Origin of the sequence: Micromonospora sp. HB375, from assembly GCF_017872985.1 — a bacterium.
Taxonomy (GTDB): Bacteria; Actinomycetota; Actinomycetes; order Mycobacteriales; family Micromonosporaceae; genus Micromonospora; species Micromonospora chalcea.
In genome coordinates this window covers 2,073,689-2,089,844 of the sequence record NZ_JAGGJO010000001.1, presented here as the reverse complement: position 1 = coordinate 2,089,844, position 16,156 = coordinate 2,073,689, and the positions used below count along the sequence as shown (strand labels likewise).

Sequence of the window (16,156 nt, the reverse complement as noted above, 5' to 3'; positions counted from 1 at the left end):
GCGGCCCCCTTACGTTCTCGGAAAAGGGGGAAGCATGCTTGCTGGGATCTGGGCTGAGCCTCGCCCCACAGGTGCGCCGGTACGTCTGTGGCGGGACTGGGCGCTGTCCTCGGCTCTTGTCGTGATCTCGGTCGTCGAGATGCTGCTGCGCGACGACAGGGCATGGGCGCCGCTGCTGGTCGGTGTCAGCGTCGTGGTCGCGGCGTGCCTGCTGTATCGACGCACGCGACCGCTGGCCGCGGTAAGCGTTGCCTTCGGAGCCGTTCTCCTCTTCGACATCGCGAGGATCGCGGTCATCGACGCCACCGGTCTGCTGGGCATCGCAGGGCTGCTCGTGTTGCCCTACGCCCTGCTGCGCTGGGGAGCAGGTCGTGAGGCTGCCCTCGGACTCGGCATCATCCTCATCTGGCTACCCGTCACCCTCGTCGCGGAGTCGACCTCACCCGCGGAGAAGGTCGCCGGTTACGGCTTCTTCCTGTGCTCTGCCGCGCTCGGAGCGGCAGTGCGCTACCGCACCAGAAGCCACGAGCGCGACGTCGAGCAGGTCCGGCTCCACCAGCGCAACGAACTCGCCCGCGAGCTGCACGACACGGTCGGCCATCACGTCTCGGCCATCGCCGTCCAGGCACAGGCAGGTCGCGCGCTGGCCGCCGCAGATCCGGAGCGCGCGCTGGCCACCCTGGTCACCATCGAGGAAGAGGCGTCCCGGACGCTCAGGGAGATGCGAGCCCTCGTGGGCGTGCTGCGCGACGGTACGGACGCCGATCTCACCCCTCGGCGAGGAGTGGCGGACATCGAGCGACTCACTCGTCCCGGCGGCGAGGTGCTGGGCGTCCGCGTGCAGGTCTCCGGTGACGCCGAGGCCGTTGAGCCGGCAGTCGGCACCGCCCTCTACCTGATCGCCGCCGAGGCGGTCACCAACGCGACCCGCCACGCCCGCGGCGCCACCGGAGTCACCGTCGACGTCACCGCATCCCGCGACCAGGTGCACCTGCGGGTACGCGATGACGGCGAGGCGACCACGACCAGCTCTTCGCACGCCGGCTACGGGCTGCGCGGCATGGCCGAGCGGGCGAGCCTGCTCGGCGGCACCCTCCGGGCGGGACCTGCCGCGGACGGCGGCTGGAGCGTCGACGCCTCGCTGCCTCGGACAGCGCGCACGTCATGACCATCCGCGTGCTGGTCGCTGACGACCAGGACATCGTCAGGGCAGGGCTCTGCATGATCCTGAACGCCCAACCGGGCATCGCCGTCGTCGGCGACGCCGCCGACGGCCGCCGGGCGATCTCCATGGCCCGTTCGCTGCGTCCCGATGTGTGCCTGCTGGACATCCGCATGCCCGAGGTCGACGGGATCGAAGCCACCCGCCGGCTCGCCGGGGCCGACGTCGCCGATCCTCTGGCCGTCGTCGTCATCACCACCTTCGACCTCGATGAGTACATCTACGGCGCGCTCAAGGCAGGCGCCCGCGGCTTCCTCCTCAAGGACGCCGGCGCCGAGATGCTCACCCAGGCCGTCCATGCCGCGGCCCGCGGCGACGCCCTGATCGCACCGAACATCACCGCGAGGCTCCTGTCCTCCTTCGCGAACAGCCGCCCGCGCTCGGTGCCACCTGAGCCTGTCGAGCCGCTGACCGCTCGCGAAGAACAGGTTCTGCTGGCTGCCGCTCGCGGGCGGACCAACAGCGAGATCGGCGATGAGCTGTCCATCAGCCTCAGCACCGTCAAGACCCACATCGCCGCCCTGATGCGCAAGCTCAACGCCCGCAACCGCGTCGAGATCGTGATGTGGGCCTACGAGACACGCCGCGTCGGCACCTGACCGACGCCCGCAGGCCCGGGTCGCGGAACCAACGCCGACCGCTTCGGTGTGAGCTGTCGGCACCAGTTCGACGGCACCACTCGCCCGGATGCCACGGCCTGCGCCCCGAGCGCAACCGCTTCGTCCGGCTGACCGGCGGCGACGAGAGCAAGTCCGAGGTCGAGGCCGCGCTCTCCCGTCACCGCGCGGATCCAGATCGGCCAGTACGGCCCGCGCCACCTGCGGCAAATTCGCCGCCAATCAAGGTCACGAGCAGCTCGCAGCTGAGCAGCCGCAGCATTTCGCTGCCGCAGGTCGATGTGAACCGTGGCCCGCAGCACCGCCGACCAACCGCCGGCAACCAACAGCCGACGCTGTTGAGCAACTGTTACCCGTCAGTGCAGCAACCGCACCACATAGGAGAGGTGCCGTCGCACCAACGGCAACAGATCCGCCGGGGCCATTGTCGGATAGGAGCTGGCGAGGTCGTCGACGCCCTGCTCGATCCGTTCGAGCATGTCGTTGCTGACATCACTGGCGGCGACTCTCGCCCGCAACTCGCCTGCCTCGACCGGCATGGTCGATCGGCGCATCCACCTGCCGAGCGAGCACTCCCCCGGCGTCAGGGATCCGGTCCAGGTGGCGGGCTGTGTCGACCGTCGGAGCTTTTAGCCCTGCCCTCCAACTTTGTGGAGATGGCTCTTGCTCCGGTGAGCGAGTTGCCCGAGAGACCGAAGCGACAGGCCACGCCGCTCCCGGCTCAAGGGGCCTGGCGAATCAGCCGGCCGCCACCCCATCGACGGTACCTAGACTCTTCACACGTGGATCTCCCATGCTCCTCACTTCTCGGTGAAGTGGCCTTGGACCTACCCCGGTCGACCTCGGACTCGTCACCGGTTCACCCCACTGACGCAGTGTGACGCGCGGGGCGGGGCGTGGGGTTCGGCCCGGCTGACTTTCCGCCCCGGCGCCGTGGGCAGCCGGGGTGGTCGCTTCATCCGTAATCGCATCGACGGCGACAGGTGCGGGCGGCACCTGCGCCGGGATGAAGACCTCGTCCACCTGGTCGAACTTCCAGCGGAACAGCGCTCGCCCGGCGACCGCGTCGAGTAGTGAAGGGCGGGCCGGCCCACAGCCGGTCCCGATGACCTCAGGCCGGCTCGTCCGGGAACCAGCCGGCCCGGCCGAGGGCACCCGGCAGGCTGGCCTTGCCGAGCCGGTCACCGATCCAGGCCGCCGTCTCGATCACCGCACGCGGGTCGAGGCCGGTCTGGTGGCCGGAGCGGTGCAGGGCGTAGACCAGGTCCTCCGTGGCGACGTTGCCGGTGGCCGCCGGGGCGAAGGGGCAGCCACCGATGCCGCCGACGCTCGCGTCGAGCACGCTCACGCCGGCCTCGACAGCAGCCAGAGCGTTGGCGATTGCGGTGTTGCGGGTGTCATGCAGGTGCAGGCGCAGCGGTACGCCCGGCGCGGCCGCGCCGGCTGCGGCCACCAGGTGCCGCACCTGGGCGGGCACTCCCACACCGATGGTGTCGGCCAGAGCGATCTCGTCCGGCTCGCCCTCAGCGAGCCGGGCGACGAGCTCACCGACCGTCGACGGGGCGACGTCGCCCTCGAAAGGGCAGCCGAACGCCGCAGCGACGGTGACGCTGGCCCGACGGCCGGCGGCGTGGGCGGCTGCGGCAATGTCGGACCAGGCCTGGACCATGGTGTCGACCGAGGCGCCCTGGTTTCGCCGGCTGAACGTCTCGGTGGCGACCACGACGCAGTTCACCTCGTCCACCCCGGCGGCGAGGGCACGGTCGAGCCCGCGTCGGTTGAGCACCAGACCGATGTACGATACGTCGCTGCGGCGCGGCACCTCGGCCATGACGGCTTCCGCGTCGGCCATCTGGGGCACCCGGTCGGCGCGGACGAACGACACCGCCTCGACCCGCCGCGCTCCGGCCTCGACGCAGCGCCGGATCAGCTCGATCTTGCTCGCTGTCGGGAGGACCTCGGACTCGTTCTGCAACCCGTCCCGGGGGGACACTTCCACCACGCGCACCATCATCTGTATACAATCTCAGAGCGGCAGGCGGTCGGCAAGGTACCGGTCGCGACATCGCTTCAGACCACGGAGGCACGGGTGACCAATGCCGGGCAGGACGCCTACGAGGCGTTGCGGAGCGCGATCCTGAACGGATCCATCCGCCCGGGGGAGCGGCTGGGCGAGGTGGAGTTGTCCTCGCAGTTCGGGGTGAGTCGGACCCCGATCCGGGAGGCCCTGCGCCGGCTCACCGCCGAGGGCCTGGTCGTCTTCCAGCCCAACCGGGGGGCCCGGGTGGCCGAGTGGTCGCTCAGCGATCTGGAGGACACCTACGAGATCCGGGCCCGGCTGGAGAGCTACGGCGCGGCCCTGGCCGCCCAGCGCATCGACGCCGACTGCCTGCCGAGGCTGAGCCTGCTCTGCGACGAGATGGATCAGCGGGCGCAGCGGATGACCCCGCAGGATCTGGACGACATCGCCGACCTCAACGCCGAACTGCACGGTCTGGTCATCGGCGCTGCCGACAGCCCTCGACTGACCTCCCTGCTCTCGGCGGTGGTGGAGGTCCCGCTCGTGGTTCGGGCGTTCCGTCTCTACACCCCGGAAGCGCTGGCCCGCAGCATGGCCCACCACCGTGACCTGGTGGCAGCCCTCCGCGCCCGCGACGCCGAATGGGCGTCGAGCACGATGCGCGCGCACGTGCTGGCCGCCCGGCGAGTGCTGCTGGACGCCATGTCCGACAACCCGGATCTCTGAGCGCTCGGGGCGCGCCGTTCCGACCGCGGTCCAGCCTCCGGGCCCGGTGGCCCGGAGGCTGGACGGGCCTCCGGGCCCGGTCAGCTCCCGGGTGCGCCCGGCTTGATGCAGGCCACCGCGCGGTCGGCGTCGAAGGGGGTCAGGCGCACCTCGTTTTGTACACACCGGTCCTCGCCGACCGGGCACCGACCGTAGAGGACGCAGCCGCTCACCTTCTCCGTCGGGCTCACCGGGTCGCCGACCAGGCGGGCCGGCGGCAGCTCCTGGTCGGGGTCGACGGGCAGCGCTGCGGCCAGCAGAGCGCGCGTGTAGGGGTGCTGCGGGTCGGCGAACACCCGCTCCGACGGGCCGGTCTCCACCACCCGTCCCCGGTACATGACCGCGATCCGGTCGCTGACGTAGCGAACGGTGTGGATGTCATGGGAGATGAACAGATACCCCATGCCGAGTTCGGTCTGCAGGTCGGCCAGGAGTTGCAGGATCTGGGCGCGGACCGACAGGTCGAGCGAGGAGGTGGGTTCGTCGAGGACGATCAGGGAGGGCTCGGTGACGATGGCCCGCGCGATGCCGACCCGTTGCTGCTGTCCCCCGCTGAGTTCACCGGGAAATCGGCGGGCCATCTCGGGTGCCAGCCCCACCTGCTCGATGACCCTGGCGACCCGGCTCCGGCGGTCGGCCGCCGGGGTCTTCGGCTGGTGGATGGCGAGTGGCTCGCCGACGATGTCGGCCACCCGCATACGCGGGTTCAGCGACTCGAACGGTTCCTGAAAGATGATCTGCGCCTTGGCGCGCAGCTGGCGCAGTCCGGCTGCGGGCAGCGCGAGCATGTCGGTGCCCTGGAAGTGCACCGAGCCCCGGGTCGGCTCGATCAGGCGTAGGGCCAGCCGGCCCAACGTCGACTTGCCCGACCCGCTCTCGCCGATGACGGCCAGTGTCTCGCCGGCGTTCACGGTCAGCGACACGTCGTCGAGGGCGTAGACCGTGGTGGTCCCGCCGACGGAGAACTCCTTGCTGACGTTGGTCAGCTCCAGCAGGCTCACCGAGCGGCCTCCCTCTCCTGCGACAGGTGACACCAGTACGTCCGGCCCGACGCAGAGGTCGTCGGCTCCGGGAACACCTGCCCGCAGGGCTCGAAGGCGTGCGGGCAGCGGGCCTGGAAGGGGCAGCCGGCCGGATAGTCGACGAGATCCGGCAGCCTCCCGGTGAGGTGCACCAACGGATGGCCCGGCCGGGGAACGGCCCGGACCAGCGCCTGCGTGTACGGGTGCTGCGGGCTGGTGAGCACGTCACGGACCGAGCCGTGCTCGATCACCTTGCCGGCATACATCACGACCACCCGGTCGCAGTACTGGGCCACCACGCCGAGGTCGTGGGTGACCAGCAGCATCGAACGGCCGTGCTGCTGGACCAGGCCCCGGATGAGGTCGAGGATCTGCCGTTGCACGGTCAGGTCGAGGCCCGTGGTCGGCTCGTCGGCGATGACGAAGGCCGGGTTGAGCAGCATGGCCATGGCGATGACGACGCGCTGGGCCATCCCGCCGCTGAGCTGGTGGGCGTAACCGTCGAGGACCCGGTCCGGGCCCGCGATGCCGACGTCGGCCAGCGCGTCGCGGGCCCGGTCCCGGGCGATGGCGTCGGAGCGGATGCCGTGCGCAGCGAGGATGTTGGCGAACTGCCGGTGGATGCGCATCACCGGATTCAGCGCGCTGAACGGGTTCTGCGCGATGAAGCCGATCTCGGCGCCGCGCAGCCGGCGCAGTTCGGCCGCACGCAGACCGAGCAGGTCGACCCCGTTGAATCGGGCGGTGCCCTCGACCACCCGCCCCGGGGGACGGACCAGGCCGAGAATCGACCGGATCGTCACCGACTTGCCGCATCCGCTTTCGCCGACCACACCGACGATCTCGGCCCGGTCGACGTGGAAGTCGACGCCGTTGACCGCGTGTACCAGCCCGTCGGGGGTGTCGAAGCGGGTGGTGAGGCCGCTGACCTCCAGCAGGCGGGGCTCCCGGTCCGCGCCCTGGCCGGTGTTGGTGGGGCGGCTCAGCGCCTGGCGGGGGGCGCTCATCGCTGCCTCGCCCGTCCGAAGGAGTCCTGCAGCTCGTCGCTGATGGCGTTGAAGCAGAGCACGGTCAGGAAGATGGCGAGTCCGGGGAAGACCGATACCCACCACTGGCCGGTCGTCATGTTCTGCGCTCCTGTCTGGATCATCGCTCCCCAGCTGGCGTCGGCGGCGTTGATGCCGATGCCGAGGAAGGACAGCGAGGCGATCACCACGATCGAGTGGGCCACCGCCAGCGACGCCTGGGCCAGGATGATGCCGGTCATGTTCGGCAGCACGTGACGGAACATGACCCGCGGCCCGGTCGCGCCGATGGCGTGGGCGGCCTCGACGTAGCGGCTCTCCCGGATGGTCAGCCCTTCGCTGCGGACCAGACGGACGAACCGGGGGACGTTGATGATGGCGATGGCCACCACGACGTTCTCGATGTTGTTGCCCATCAGGGCGACCAGTGCGATGGCCAGGACCAGCAGGGGGAAGGCCTGGAAGACGTCCAGCGCGCGGACCACGCGCTCTCCCCACGGCCCTCGGTGCAGGGCGGCCAGCCCGAGCAGTACGCCGACCACCAGCGAGATCAGCATGCCGGCGAGGGCCAGCGGGATGTCCACTCCGGCCGAGGCCACCAGGCGGCTGAAGACGTCGATGCCGAACTTGTCGGTGCCCATCCAGTGCTCGCCGTCGGGTGCGGCGAGGGTGTCGGGCAGCGGCTCGGCCGGGTCGTAGGGCAGCGGCGCGAGGTAGGCCGCCGCCAGCATGCCGGCGAGGATGCCGCTGGGCACCCACAGGCGCAGGCGGCGACGACCACGGCGGGGCTTGCGGCCCTTCGGCGCGGTGACCGTGGTGGGATCGGCGGCCAAGGTTTCAGTCATAGCGCACCCTCGGATCGAGCACCGCGACCAGGATGTCCAGTGCGGTGAAGGCCAACAGGGTTCCCAGGCCGGCGGCGAGGATGAAGCCCTGCACGGCCGGCATGTCGAGCTGGAGGATGGAGTCGATCGCCCACTCCCCGAAGCCACCCCACGAGAAGATCGTCTCGATGATCGCCGCACCGCCGAGCAGAGCGGCCAGCAGGATGCCGCCGTAGGTGAGGATCGGGGTGCGGGCCTGACGGAAGGCGTAGGCCAGCACGGTCCGCTCGGGCAGACCGCAGGCCCGGGCGAATTCGACCTGCTTGGACTCCAGGGCGGGCACCAGCGAGGCGTAGGTGCTGCGGGCGAAGTACGCCGAGTAGTAGATGCCCAGGGTCAGCACCGGCAGCATCGAGTGCGCCACCGCCGAACGGAAAACCGTCATGTCACCGGCGATCAGCGAGTCGACCAGCAGTGCCCCGGTCACCGCCGGCGGCGGCTCGTCCATCAGACCGAGCCGGCCGACCGGGGCGGGAGCCCACCCGGCGAGATAGAAGCAGAGGTAGATCAACAGGAGGGCGAGGAAGAAGTCGGGGATCGACTGGAAGGTGGTGACCACAAATCGGGAGCCCCGGTCGGCCAGCCTGCCCTTGTGGTACGCGCCCAGGGTGCCCAGGCCCACACCGAGCACCGCGGCCACGATGAGCGAGAGGATCACCAACTCCAGGGTGGCCGGGGCGAAGCGCAGGATCTCCGACAGGATCGGCCGGTCGGTGTAGTAGGACGATCCGAGGTCGCCGCGGACCAGGCCGCCGAGGTAGTCGACGAACCGCTCCCACAGTGGCCGGTCCAGACCGAGACGTCGCTCGATCTCGGCCAGTTCCTCCGGGCCGGCGGCCGGCCCGGCGATGACCCCGACCGGGTTGCCCGGCAACGCGTTGACCAGGAGGAAGGCCAGCACGACGACCGAGAGCAGCCCCACGGGCAGGAAGAGCACCCGCCGTCGGGCGTAGCCGAGGACCCGCATCACAAACCTCCCGGTCCGAGCAGCGCCGTGGCTTCGTCCAGAGCCAGCACTTCGGCGTACTTGGCGCCGAGGTCGAACAGGGCGGCCTGGTGCGGTCGCGGGTCGCGGTCCAGGCATGCCTCGGCGACGACGAGGGGGACGAAGCCGTGCTGCAGGGCGTCCACCGCACTGGCCCGGACACAGCCGCTGGTCGACGCGCCGCCGATGACGAGGGCGTCCACCCCCAGGACACGCAGGGTGCTGGCCAGGCTGGTGCCGAAGAAGGCGCTGGCGTACTGCTTGGTCACCACCGTCTCGCCGGGCGCCGGGGCCAGGCTCGGCGGGGCGTCGGCGAACGCGCTGCCGTGTTCGAAGACCCGCAGGGCGGGCACCTTGCGGGCGAAGAGGCCACCGTCTGCCCCGCCCGGGCTCAGTTCCACCCGGGTGTGGATCACCGGCACGCCGTGGCGGCGCGCGGTGTCGAGCAGTGCGGCGCAGGCCCGCAGGGCCGGTGGGTCGGTGTCGCCGGCGTAGAGCGGTGAGGCCGGGTCGAGGTAGGCCCGGACGAGGTCGACCAGGAGCAGAGCTCGACGTGATCCGCGACCCAGGTCCCCGCCGAAGCCGGCCCTGCGGTAATCGCCCTGGAGGTCATCCACCGTGTCCACCCCTAGATGACGCCGCTGGTTCGCAGCGCGTCGATCTCGGCGGACTCCAACCCGACGATGTCGGTGAGCACCTCGTCGGTGTGTTCCCCGAGCCGCGGCCCGGCCCACTTGATCCGCCCCGGGGTCGCCGACAGTCTCGGTACGACGTTCTGCATGGGGAACTCGCCGAACTCGGGGTGGGCGACCCGGACGATGGCTTCCCGGGCGGCGAAGTGCTCGTCCTCCAGCATCTCCGGGGCGCGGTAGACCCGGCCGACCGGGACGTCGTGCTTGACCATCGTGGCCATCAGGTGCTCGGTGTCGTGCTGCGCCGACCAGGTCGCGATGATGGCGTCCAGTTCGACCTGGTGGCGGCCCCGGGCGGAGTGCGTGGCGAAGCGCTCGTCGGTGCCGAGTTCGGCCATCTCCATGGCTGCGGCCAGCCGCCGGAAGACGGTGTCCTGGTTGGCCGCGATGAGCACCAGCCCGTCGTCGCGTGTGGGATAGACGTTGGAGGGGGCGATGTTGGGCAGGATGGCACCGGTGCGTTCGCGCACGTGACCGGCCAGGGCGTACTCCGGCAGCAGCGACTCCATCATCGCCAGCACCGCCTCGTAGATCGCCGAGTCGACCATCTGGCCCCGGCCGGTGCGGTCGCGGACCCGCAGCGCGAGCAGGGCCCCCAGGGCGGCGAAGGTGCCGGCCAGGGAGTCGCCGAGGCTGATGCCGACCCGGCTGGGCGGCGTCTGCGGGTCGCCGACGACGTAGCGCAGGCCACCCATGGCCTCGCCGACGGAGCCGTAGCCGGGGCGGGCGGAGTAGGGACCGTTCTGACCGAAGCCGGAGACCTGGACCATGACCAGCCCGGGATTGGTTTCGGACATCTGCTCGTAGCCCAGGCCCCAGCGCTGCATGGTGCCGGGCCGGAAGTTCTCCACCACCACGTCGCACTGGGCGATCAGCCGCTGGGCCACCGATTGGCCCTCGGGGGTGCGCAGGTCCACGGTGATGGACTTCTTGTTGCGCGCCACGATCGGCCACCACAGCGACTTGCCGTACGGCTTCTCCCGGCCCCACTCGCGCATCGGGTCGCCCTGGCGCGGGGGTTCGCACTTGATGACCTCGGCGCCGAAGTCGGCCAGGAGTTGGCTGCAGAACGGCCCCGCGAGCAGGGAGCCGAACTCGACCACGCGTACGCCGTGCAGCGGTCCCTCATGGTGCAGATCGCTAGACATGAACACCTCTCATAGCAGCCACTCAGTGGTCGTTGTATACAACAGGGAGTCGGGACTCGCTGTCAACAGCAGTTTGGGCCGATCAGCCGCGCGCACCGCGCTCACATTCCCACATTCCTGCATACAGAAGTGGTCCGGACGGCCCCGACGCCTGTCACGCCCGTGCGCCCAGCCGACGGCCGAGCAGCCGCCCGAACGCCAGCGCCGGCGTCACCGCCATCCCCCCGCAGAACGCCGCGCCACTGGTGGCCCCCATGCCGATGGCCTCACCGACGGCGTGCAGCCCGGGCACTATTGCGCCACCGGGCCGCCGGACCCGCAATTCGGTGTCCACATCCAGTCCGCCGAAGCTGCACAGCAGCGCGGCCACCGAGCGAAGCGCGTAGTAGGGCGGCCGGACCAGGGGATGCGCGGGAGCCCGGCGGCCCAGCGGGTCCACCCCTTGCCGCACCGCGAGGTTGTAGGACCGCACGGTGTCGACCAGCCCTTGCGCGTCGATGCCCGCCCGGCGGGCCAGTCCAGGAAGGTCGTCGGCGACCCAGGCCACGTCCCCCCGCTGCGCCTCGACCCGGAACCGCTCGTGCCCCCAGGCCGGTACCAGAGGCGGCCCCGCCGCCAGGGCTTCGGAGTCGCAGACGATCCAGAACTCGCCCCCCGGCTGCTCCTGCACGGCCCGCTCGTGTCCGGTGACGTCGTCGAGGTCCTCGGCGACGAACCGTTGCCCGGCCGCGTTGACCCAGATCTCGCGGGGCGGGCGCTCGACCGGTGCGAGGTGCGCCAACTCCGACCAGAAGTCCACCCGCCCCGGCTGGGAGCGGCGTTCGAGCAGGCCGAGCCGGGGCGTGTGCAGATCAGCGAAGCGGACCTCGGCCCCCAGGGGCCTGGCCATCTCGATCGCGGCGCCGGTGGAGGTCGGCACCGCGTTGGTCACCAGCCGAGGGCCGCCCGGGGTCAGCGCGCGGAACAGCTCCGGGTTGGCGCCGTACCCGCCGCAGGCCAGCACCGTGACCCCGGCGCGGACCTCGCGGGGGCCCTCGGGGGTGTCCAGGAGCGCGCCGGTGACCGTGCCTGCGGCGCTGGTCAGCCGGGTGGCCCGCGAGCGCAGCCGCAGGGCGACCCGGCCCGCGGCCACCTGCTTGTCCAGCAGTGGACGCAGCGTCTCTCGGATCGACCGACCGTGCCCGATCCCCCAGTAGGTCCGCGGCCGGGAGTACGGGGAGTGCCCGTGGTAGACCACAGGTGTGCCCGGGGCGAACGGGAAACCATGCTCGTCGAGCCAGTCCACGACGCCGGCCGCCTCGTCGACCGCCAGCCGGATCAGCGCCGGGTCGCCGCGGTGATGACCGATGCGCAGTACGTCGGCGTAGTGCCGGTCCGGGTCGTCGTCGATACCCGCCTGGCGCTGCCGGCGGGTGCCCGCGGCGCTCATGTGCCCGGCCGAGACGCTCAGCGTGCCACCGATGTCGGTGCCCCCGTCGACCAGCTCGACGCGGAGCCCGGCCCGCGCCGCCTCGATCGCGCAGGGCAGGCCGGCGGTGCCGGCCCCGATCACCAGCAGGTCGACCTCGCCGCTCATCGCGCGCTTGCCCGGTCGGATCCCAGCCGTCCCGTGGTGACGAAGGACGACAGCACCGCGGCGAACTCCTCGGGCACCCGCCAGGGCAACTGGCCGGTGGTGTCGGTCAGCCGCACGGCGACGGCGTCCGGACGGATTGCCTGCGCCAACGCGTCGCCGTCGGCCAACATGTCCCGGGCGGCGGTCAGCAGCAGCACCGGGCAGGGCAGGGCGCGCAGCGGCTCGGTCGGGTCGTAGGCGAACGCGGCCCGGTAGGCCCAGTTGTACCGTTCGAAGACCGAGGCGATGTTGGCCACCGCGAGGTTCACCAACTCCGGAGGCCCCTCCCAGATGTCGAGGTAGCGGGCCCAGAGATCCTGCAGGTGCCGGCCGACCGGGTCGATCGGCTTGTCCGGCGCCCAGGAGGCGCCAAGGCGCTCCCGCTCGGCCTGGTCCAGCACCAGCCCCGACAGGATGGCGTGAGTGACCCGGTCCGGCCCGGCGAGTTGGGCGACCGCCAGGGCCAGCGAGGCTCCGGTGTGCTGTCCGGCGACGGCGAACTCGGTGATACCGAGGGCGTCGACGGCGTCGAGCAGCAGGCGGGCGTAGCCGGGGATCTCCAGTGGGTCGCGGGGCGGGTCGGACAGCCCGTACCCGGGGGTGTCGAAGGCGAAGGCGCGCAGTGTGCGGCCGAGGGCGGGCAGGGCCGGGGCGAAGACGTTCGATGCCTGCGGCGACTCGTGGAACAGCACCAGGGCAGGCCCGCCGGTGCCGGCGGTGCGGTAGTGGATTTGCCCGCCGGGCGGGCCGACGTATCCGCGCATGTCACTTCCCTCGGGCTCGGGGGGCGGGGGGTTCGGGTGGTGGCTCGTACGGCCCGGCGGCGGGCGGACGCCGTTTCGGGGCGGTCGAGCGCGCGGCGCGCCGGGTGGGGCTCCCGCCGGCCTTTTCGGCCGATCGGCGGGCGGGCACGGTGGGCGGCGGCGCCGCGGCGGGTCCGGGCTCCAACTCGGCCCCGCCTGCGACGGACGGTGGAGCGGTGGCCGGTGGCTTCGGCGCCCCGCCTGTCCGGGGCTCGCGCAGCAGGTCCGTCGGCACGGTCGGTCGACCGATCACGGTCGTCACGACAGTCCCGCCGATCGCAGCCACGGCCTGCCGGGCGCTCTCCACCGCGGACGTGACCGAGGCCATGTCGCCGACGAGGGAGACCGTGACAATTCCATCGCCGATGCGTTGCACGCCGATCAGCCGTACCTCGGCCGCCTTGCCCATCACGTCGACGGCGACGATCGAGGCGGTCAGCCCTTGTGTCTCGACCATGCCGAGCGCACCCGCATCCCACAGATCCACGTCAGTCCTTCACGTAGTTGAGCCACGCCTCGGTCTCCAGCCGGTCGACGATCGCGACGATGCTGGAGTCCACGGGCGCCTGACCGGGTTGCCGCAGCGCCAGCCGCGCGGCGCCACCCGTGGCGACCAGGACGACCTCTCCCCTGCCGGCGCCGACGGTGTCGACGGCGACGTAGGGCTCCCCGGCGGGCGCATCGCCCAGCGGCGCGACGACGAGCAGCTTGGCCCCGGTCAGCGCCTCCGACTTGACGGTGCTGACCACCGAGCCGATCACGCGGGCGACACGCATGCCGACACCACCTCGTTTCTCTAGCGTCGGTGCGACCAGGGCTTCGTCTCGAACGCTCGACGGACCGCGTCGCGCGCCGCCTCCACCTCCGAGTGCAGTCCGGAGATCCACAACCTGCCGAACTGGCCCACGCCCCGGACGTCGATGATCTTCACACTGGCGGACTTCTCCACCTCGTTGCCGACAGCGGAGATGTAGGCGGCGGGCTGACACTCGACCACCAGCATCGACTCGCCGGCCACCAGCAGGGAGCCCTTGCGGGAACGGTTGACCAGCTGCGCCTGGTAGGCGTCGATGTTGGAGACGACCTTCGCCGAGACCAGCTCCGCCGGCTGCGCGTCGGCCTCGGTGATCCCGAGCAGGTCCAGGATGGTCTGACCGGCCTGGCGCACCGCGTCCTGCGACATCGAGTGCAACTCGGTCATGCCGTACTGCCGCTCGACGACCTGAGAGCCGGGGCGCACCCCGGTGGCCTTGACGGCGGCGTCGACCAGGGCGTACACGTCGCTGCCCGGGGAGATCTCCAGGTAGAGCTCGGACATGCCCTCGACCACCGGGTCACCCGACATCACGCTGCCGAGCAGGGCGGCCATCTGCGGTTGGAGTCGGTCGACGAACGCGAAGGTACGCAACTCGACATCGTTGTGGGCCATGTCAGCGCCGGCCCACGAGCAGCGCGAGGGTGCCGCTGCTGCGCCGCTCACCGCTCTGCAGCACCCGGCCGGTGGGGGTGGAGACCTCCTCGACGCACTCCCGCTTGCAGGACAGTTCGGTGCAGTCGCCGGTGAATCCGGCGTCCCGGGCGGCCTGGACCAGGTCCATGTCCCGCATCGGGCCCCAGAACGGCTCGTTGTTGTTCCAGGTGTCCCAGTCGATGAGGAACTGCACCAGCGGGTCCAACCCGGCGTAGCCCGGGAAATCCGCGTGGATCATCATCCCGCCCGGGGCGAGCAGCCGGTGGCATTCCCGCAGGACGGCGCGGACCGCCTCCGGTGGCATCTCGTGCAGCAGGATGTGCGAGACGACCAGGTCGAAGTGCCCCGACGGGAAGCCCGTGTCCTCGCCGTTGCGCTGCGCGAAGTGCACCTTGCGGCCCAGGGACTCCGCCCGGCCGTGGGCGTAGCGCAACAGAGCGGCACCGACGTCGATGCCGTGCACCTCCGCCTCCGGATAGGCGTCGACGTAGGGCAGCGTGGAGTTGCCGACTCCGCAGCCGATCTCCAGGATCCGCCTGGGGCGGAAGTCCTTGTGCACGGTCTTGAGGTAGTTGTTCACCACCGACTGGCCGTAGTCGTCGTTGAGCTCGCCCATCTGGCCCATGGCGTAGACGTAGACGCCGCGGTCGTAGAGCGCCCCGGCGGTGACGTCGCCGGGGACGTACTCGCCCCGGTAGCCGCCGGGCATGGCGTGGATGTCGATGCCCCAGAAATACCAGGGCAGGACGAAGTCGGGATCCAGCTCCAGCGAGCCGAGGGTACGGCCGGTCCGTTCCGCCCTGGCCCGCAGGTCGTCCAGTTGCCGGCCGATGCTGTCGGCCACCACGTTCCAGAGCAGGTCCTGGCTCGCCCGCCGCACCGAACTCCAGAGCTGGTAGTACGGCTCGGGCTCCATCGCCCGGCGGACCGTCTCCCGGTCCCGGGGCGGGACGCCCATCTCCTGCTGGTACCTGGGCAGGACGCGGTGCGCGTACAGCTCCCGTACCCCCGGGGTCACCTCGGTGGAGATGTGCGACTTCAGGGCCCGGACGAACGTCTCCCGGGCCAGTTCGTCGTGGTTCTCCGTCGGCAACAGGCCGTGTCGCTGCTGCTGTTTCACTTGTCCTCCCCCACCTGTGCGAAGGCCCGCCGGATGACCTCCCGGTAGGACTCCGGGGTCTCCTCCCGCACGATCTCCTCACGCCACTCGTAGAAGACCCGCAGCACCCGGGCGACGAACGCCGCCGCCTCGGCGTCTCTGGTCTCGGCGTCCTCGGCGGAGAGCGTGAAGCCGTCCACCGCGCCCCCCTCCACAACCCGCCGGTCGGCCAGCAGTTGTTCCAGGGTCATCACCCGCTCACGCAGCACCCACACCTCCGAGGTGAGGGTCACCATCGTCGAGACCAGGGCCTCCATGCCCGGCTCAGCGAAGAACTGAGGGCGGGCGCCCTTGGCCTTCTTGGGCAGCAACTGTCCGGGCAGCGGTTGGGCCTGCTCGGGGCTGCCCACCCCGGGCCCGCCGTAGGCGCCGAGCGCCCGCAGCGTCTCGGTGGCGACAGTGGAGGCGTCCGCGTCGGGGTTGGCCGACACGACCGCGGCGGCGATGGTACGGATGGTCCGCTCCGCCTCCTCCGCGGCCTCGCAGCCACACGAGCAGCCGTCGGCGTCGTCGCAGCCGCCCTGGGGCTCGCCCCCGCCGGGGCCGGCCCCGGCGGGGGCGGCCGGCGTCGGTGCCGCCGACCCGCGCCGGACGTCGATGCCCAGCCCTTGGGCGATGTCCTGGGCGTGCGGGGAGATCAGGTCGCCCGGGCCCAGCAGGACTTCGCGCGGTCCGTCCGACCGGGCGATGTCTTCGATATCGACTGCAGTCCACACCCGACTCATGTC

General features: G+C 71.3%; 17 protein-coding genes and 1 pseudogene. 3 read left to right on the top strand and 15 right to left on the bottom strand.

What is annotated here, in order from left to right:
- Positions 1-139: 139 nt before the first annotated feature.
- Both J3R08_RS09805 and J3R08_RS09800 read left to right on the top strand, forming a co-directional pair.
- The gene (locus tag J3R08_RS09805; RefSeq protein ID WP_245254711.1) at positions 140-1,168 is read left to right on the top strand and encodes a sensor histidine kinase; all 1,029 of its coding nucleotides are present in this window, start codon (positions 140-142) and stop codon (positions 1,166-1,168) included.
- A complete protein-coding gene (locus J3R08_RS09800; RefSeq protein ID WP_209960845.1) occupies positions 1,165-1,821 on the top strand; it encodes a response regulator transcription factor in 657 nt (218 codons plus the stop codon). The genes J3R08_RS09805 and J3R08_RS09800 overlap by 4 nt, the downstream gene beginning before the upstream one ends.
- Positions 1,822-1,877: 56 nt before the next feature.
- Here J3R08_RS09800 and J3R08_RS09795 read toward each other — a convergent pair.
- Positions 1,878-2,597 (bottom strand): annotated as a pseudogene (locus tag J3R08_RS09795) (hypothetical protein); the annotation flags it as partial.
- A 353-nt stretch (positions 2,598-2,950) separates the two neighbouring features.
- Positions 2,951-3,850: a hydroxymethylglutaryl-CoA lyase gene (locus J3R08_RS09790; RefSeq protein ID WP_245255153.1), complete on the bottom strand. Its 900-nt coding sequence runs from the start codon at positions 3,848-3,850 to the stop codon at positions 2,951-2,953.
- A 78-nt stretch (positions 3,851-3,928) separates the two neighbouring features.
- On the opposite strand from J3R08_RS09790, the gene J3R08_RS09785 reads away from it, so the two are divergent.
- Complete coding sequence (locus J3R08_RS09785; RefSeq protein WP_043325395.1) at positions 3,929-4,585, top strand: GntR family transcriptional regulator; 657 nt, start codon at positions 3,929-3,931, stop codon at positions 4,583-4,585.
- 80 nt (positions 4,586-4,665) lie between these two features.
- Here the strand turns inward: J3R08_RS09785 and J3R08_RS09780 are convergent, their stop codons facing one another.
- The 13 genes from J3R08_RS09780 to J3R08_RS09720 form a co-directional block, all read right to left on the bottom strand.
- Positions 4,666-5,625, bottom strand: coding sequence for an ABC transporter ATP-binding protein (locus tag J3R08_RS09780; RefSeq protein ID WP_209960843.1), 960 nt, complete (start codon positions 5,623-5,625; stop codon positions 4,666-4,668).
- Positions 5,622-6,653: an ABC transporter ATP-binding protein gene (locus tag J3R08_RS09775; RefSeq protein WP_104114752.1), complete on the bottom strand. Its 1,032-nt coding sequence runs from the start codon at positions 6,651-6,653 to the stop codon at positions 5,622-5,624. Before J3R08_RS09775 ends, J3R08_RS09780 begins: the two co-directional genes overlap by 4 nt.
- The gene (locus tag J3R08_RS09770) at positions 6,650-7,516 is read right to left on the bottom strand and encodes an ABC transporter permease (RefSeq protein WP_073827217.1); all 867 of its coding nucleotides are present in this window, start codon (positions 7,514-7,516) and stop codon (positions 6,650-6,652) included. Before J3R08_RS09770 ends, J3R08_RS09775 begins: the two co-directional genes overlap by 4 nt.
- Positions 7,509-8,522 carry an ABC transporter permease gene (locus J3R08_RS09765; RefSeq protein WP_043325400.1) on the bottom strand — a complete coding sequence of 338 codons (1,014 nt, stop codon included), beginning with the start codon at positions 8,520-8,522 and terminating at the stop codon, positions 7,509-7,511. The genes J3R08_RS09770 and J3R08_RS09765 overlap by 8 nt, the downstream gene beginning before the upstream one ends.
- Positions 8,522-9,157: an isochorismatase family protein gene (locus J3R08_RS09760; protein WP_043330441.1), complete on the bottom strand. Its 636-nt coding sequence runs from the start codon at positions 9,155-9,157 to the stop codon at positions 8,522-8,524. Before J3R08_RS09760 ends, J3R08_RS09765 begins: the two co-directional genes overlap by 1 nt.
- An 11-nt stretch (positions 9,158-9,168) precedes the next feature.
- Complete coding sequence (locus J3R08_RS09755) at positions 9,169-10,380, bottom strand: CaiB/BaiF CoA-transferase family protein (protein WP_209960841.1); 1,212 nt, start codon at positions 10,378-10,380, stop codon at positions 9,169-9,171.
- 154 nt (positions 10,381-10,534) lie between these two features.
- The gene (locus J3R08_RS09750) at positions 10,535-11,956 is read right to left on the bottom strand and encodes an FAD-dependent oxidoreductase (protein WP_043325401.1); all 1,422 of its coding nucleotides are present in this window, start codon (positions 11,954-11,956) and stop codon (positions 10,535-10,537) included.
- Positions 11,953-12,759 carry an alpha/beta fold hydrolase gene (locus tag J3R08_RS09745; RefSeq protein ID WP_209960839.1) on the bottom strand — a complete coding sequence of 269 codons (807 nt, stop codon included), beginning with the start codon at positions 12,757-12,759 and terminating at the stop codon, positions 11,953-11,955. Before J3R08_RS09745 ends, J3R08_RS09750 begins: the two co-directional genes overlap by 4 nt.
- A 1-nt stretch (position 12,760) precedes the next feature.
- Positions 12,761-13,285, bottom strand: a complete 525-nt coding sequence (locus tag J3R08_RS09740) for a BMC domain-containing protein (RefSeq protein WP_280841844.1) — start codon at positions 13,283-13,285, stop codon at positions 12,761-12,763.
- Between the two features lies 1 nt (position 13,286).
- Positions 13,287-13,574, bottom strand: a complete 288-nt coding sequence (locus J3R08_RS09735; protein ID WP_043325403.1) for a EutN/CcmL family microcompartment protein — start codon at positions 13,572-13,574, stop codon at positions 13,287-13,289.
- 20 nt (positions 13,575-13,594) lie between these two features.
- Positions 13,595-14,227 (bottom strand): hypothetical protein, encoded by a 633-nt coding sequence (locus J3R08_RS09730; RefSeq protein ID WP_043325405.1) that lies wholly within the window; start codon positions 14,225-14,227, stop codon positions 13,595-13,597.
- Position 14,228: 1 nt separating this feature from the next.
- Positions 14,229-15,389: a class I SAM-dependent methyltransferase gene (locus tag J3R08_RS32680; protein WP_051611136.1), complete on the bottom strand. Its 1,161-nt coding sequence runs from the start codon at positions 15,387-15,389 to the stop codon at positions 14,229-14,231.
- A complete protein-coding gene (locus J3R08_RS09720; protein WP_209960837.1) occupies positions 15,386-16,153 on the bottom strand; it encodes a hypothetical protein in 768 nt (255 codons plus the stop codon). Before J3R08_RS09720 ends, J3R08_RS32680 begins: the two co-directional genes overlap by 4 nt.
- Positions 16,154-16,156 lie beyond the last annotated feature (3 nt).

What these genes read in the sequence shown, in the direction of transcription:
- J3R08_RS09805 (WP_245254711.1), top strand. Translation starts at nt 140, where the DNA reads ATGCTGCTGCGCGACGACAGGGCATGGGCGCCGCTGCTGGTCGGTGTC.
- J3R08_RS09800 (WP_209960845.1), top strand. Translation starts at nt 1,165, where the DNA reads ATGACCATCCGCGTGCTGGTCGCTGACGACCAGGACATCGTCAGGGCA.
- J3R08_RS09790 (WP_245255153.1), bottom strand. Translation starts at nt 3,850, where the DNA reads ATGGTGCGCGTGGTGGAAGTGTCCCCCCGGGACGGGTTGCAGAACGAG.
- J3R08_RS09775 (WP_104114752.1), bottom strand. Translation starts at nt 6,653, where the DNA reads ATGAGCGCCCCCCGCCAGGCGCTGAGCCGCCCCACCAACACCGGCCAG.
- J3R08_RS09770 (WP_073827217.1), bottom strand. Translation starts at nt 7,516, where the DNA reads ATGACTGAAACCTTGGCCGCCGATCCCACCACGGTCACCGCGCCGAAG.
- J3R08_RS09765 (WP_043325400.1), bottom strand. Translation starts at nt 8,522, where the DNA reads ATGCGGGTCCTCGGCTACGCCCGACGGCGGGTGCTCTTCCTGCCCGTG.
- J3R08_RS09755 (WP_209960841.1), bottom strand. Translation starts at nt 10,380, where the DNA reads ATGTCTAGCGATCTGCACCATGAGGGACCGCTGCACGGCGTACGCGTG.
- J3R08_RS09750 (WP_043325401.1), bottom strand. Translation starts at nt 11,956, where the DNA reads ATGAGCGGCGAGGTCGACCTGCTGGTGATCGGGGCCGGCACCGCCGGC.
- J3R08_RS09745 (WP_209960839.1), bottom strand. Translation starts at nt 12,759, where the DNA reads ATGCGCGGATACGTCGGCCCGCCCGGCGGGCAAATCCACTACCGCACC.
- J3R08_RS09735 (WP_043325403.1), bottom strand. Translation starts at nt 13,574, where the DNA reads ATGCGTGTCGCCCGCGTGATCGGCTCGGTGGTCAGCACCGTCAAGTCG.
- J3R08_RS09730 (WP_043325405.1), bottom strand. Translation starts at nt 14,227, where the DNA reads ATGGCCCACAACGATGTCGAGTTGCGTACCTTCGCGTTCGTCGACCGA.
- J3R08_RS09720 (WP_209960837.1), bottom strand. Translation starts at nt 16,153, where the DNA reads ATGAGTCGGGTGTGGACTGCAGTCGATATCGAAGACATCGCCCGGTCG.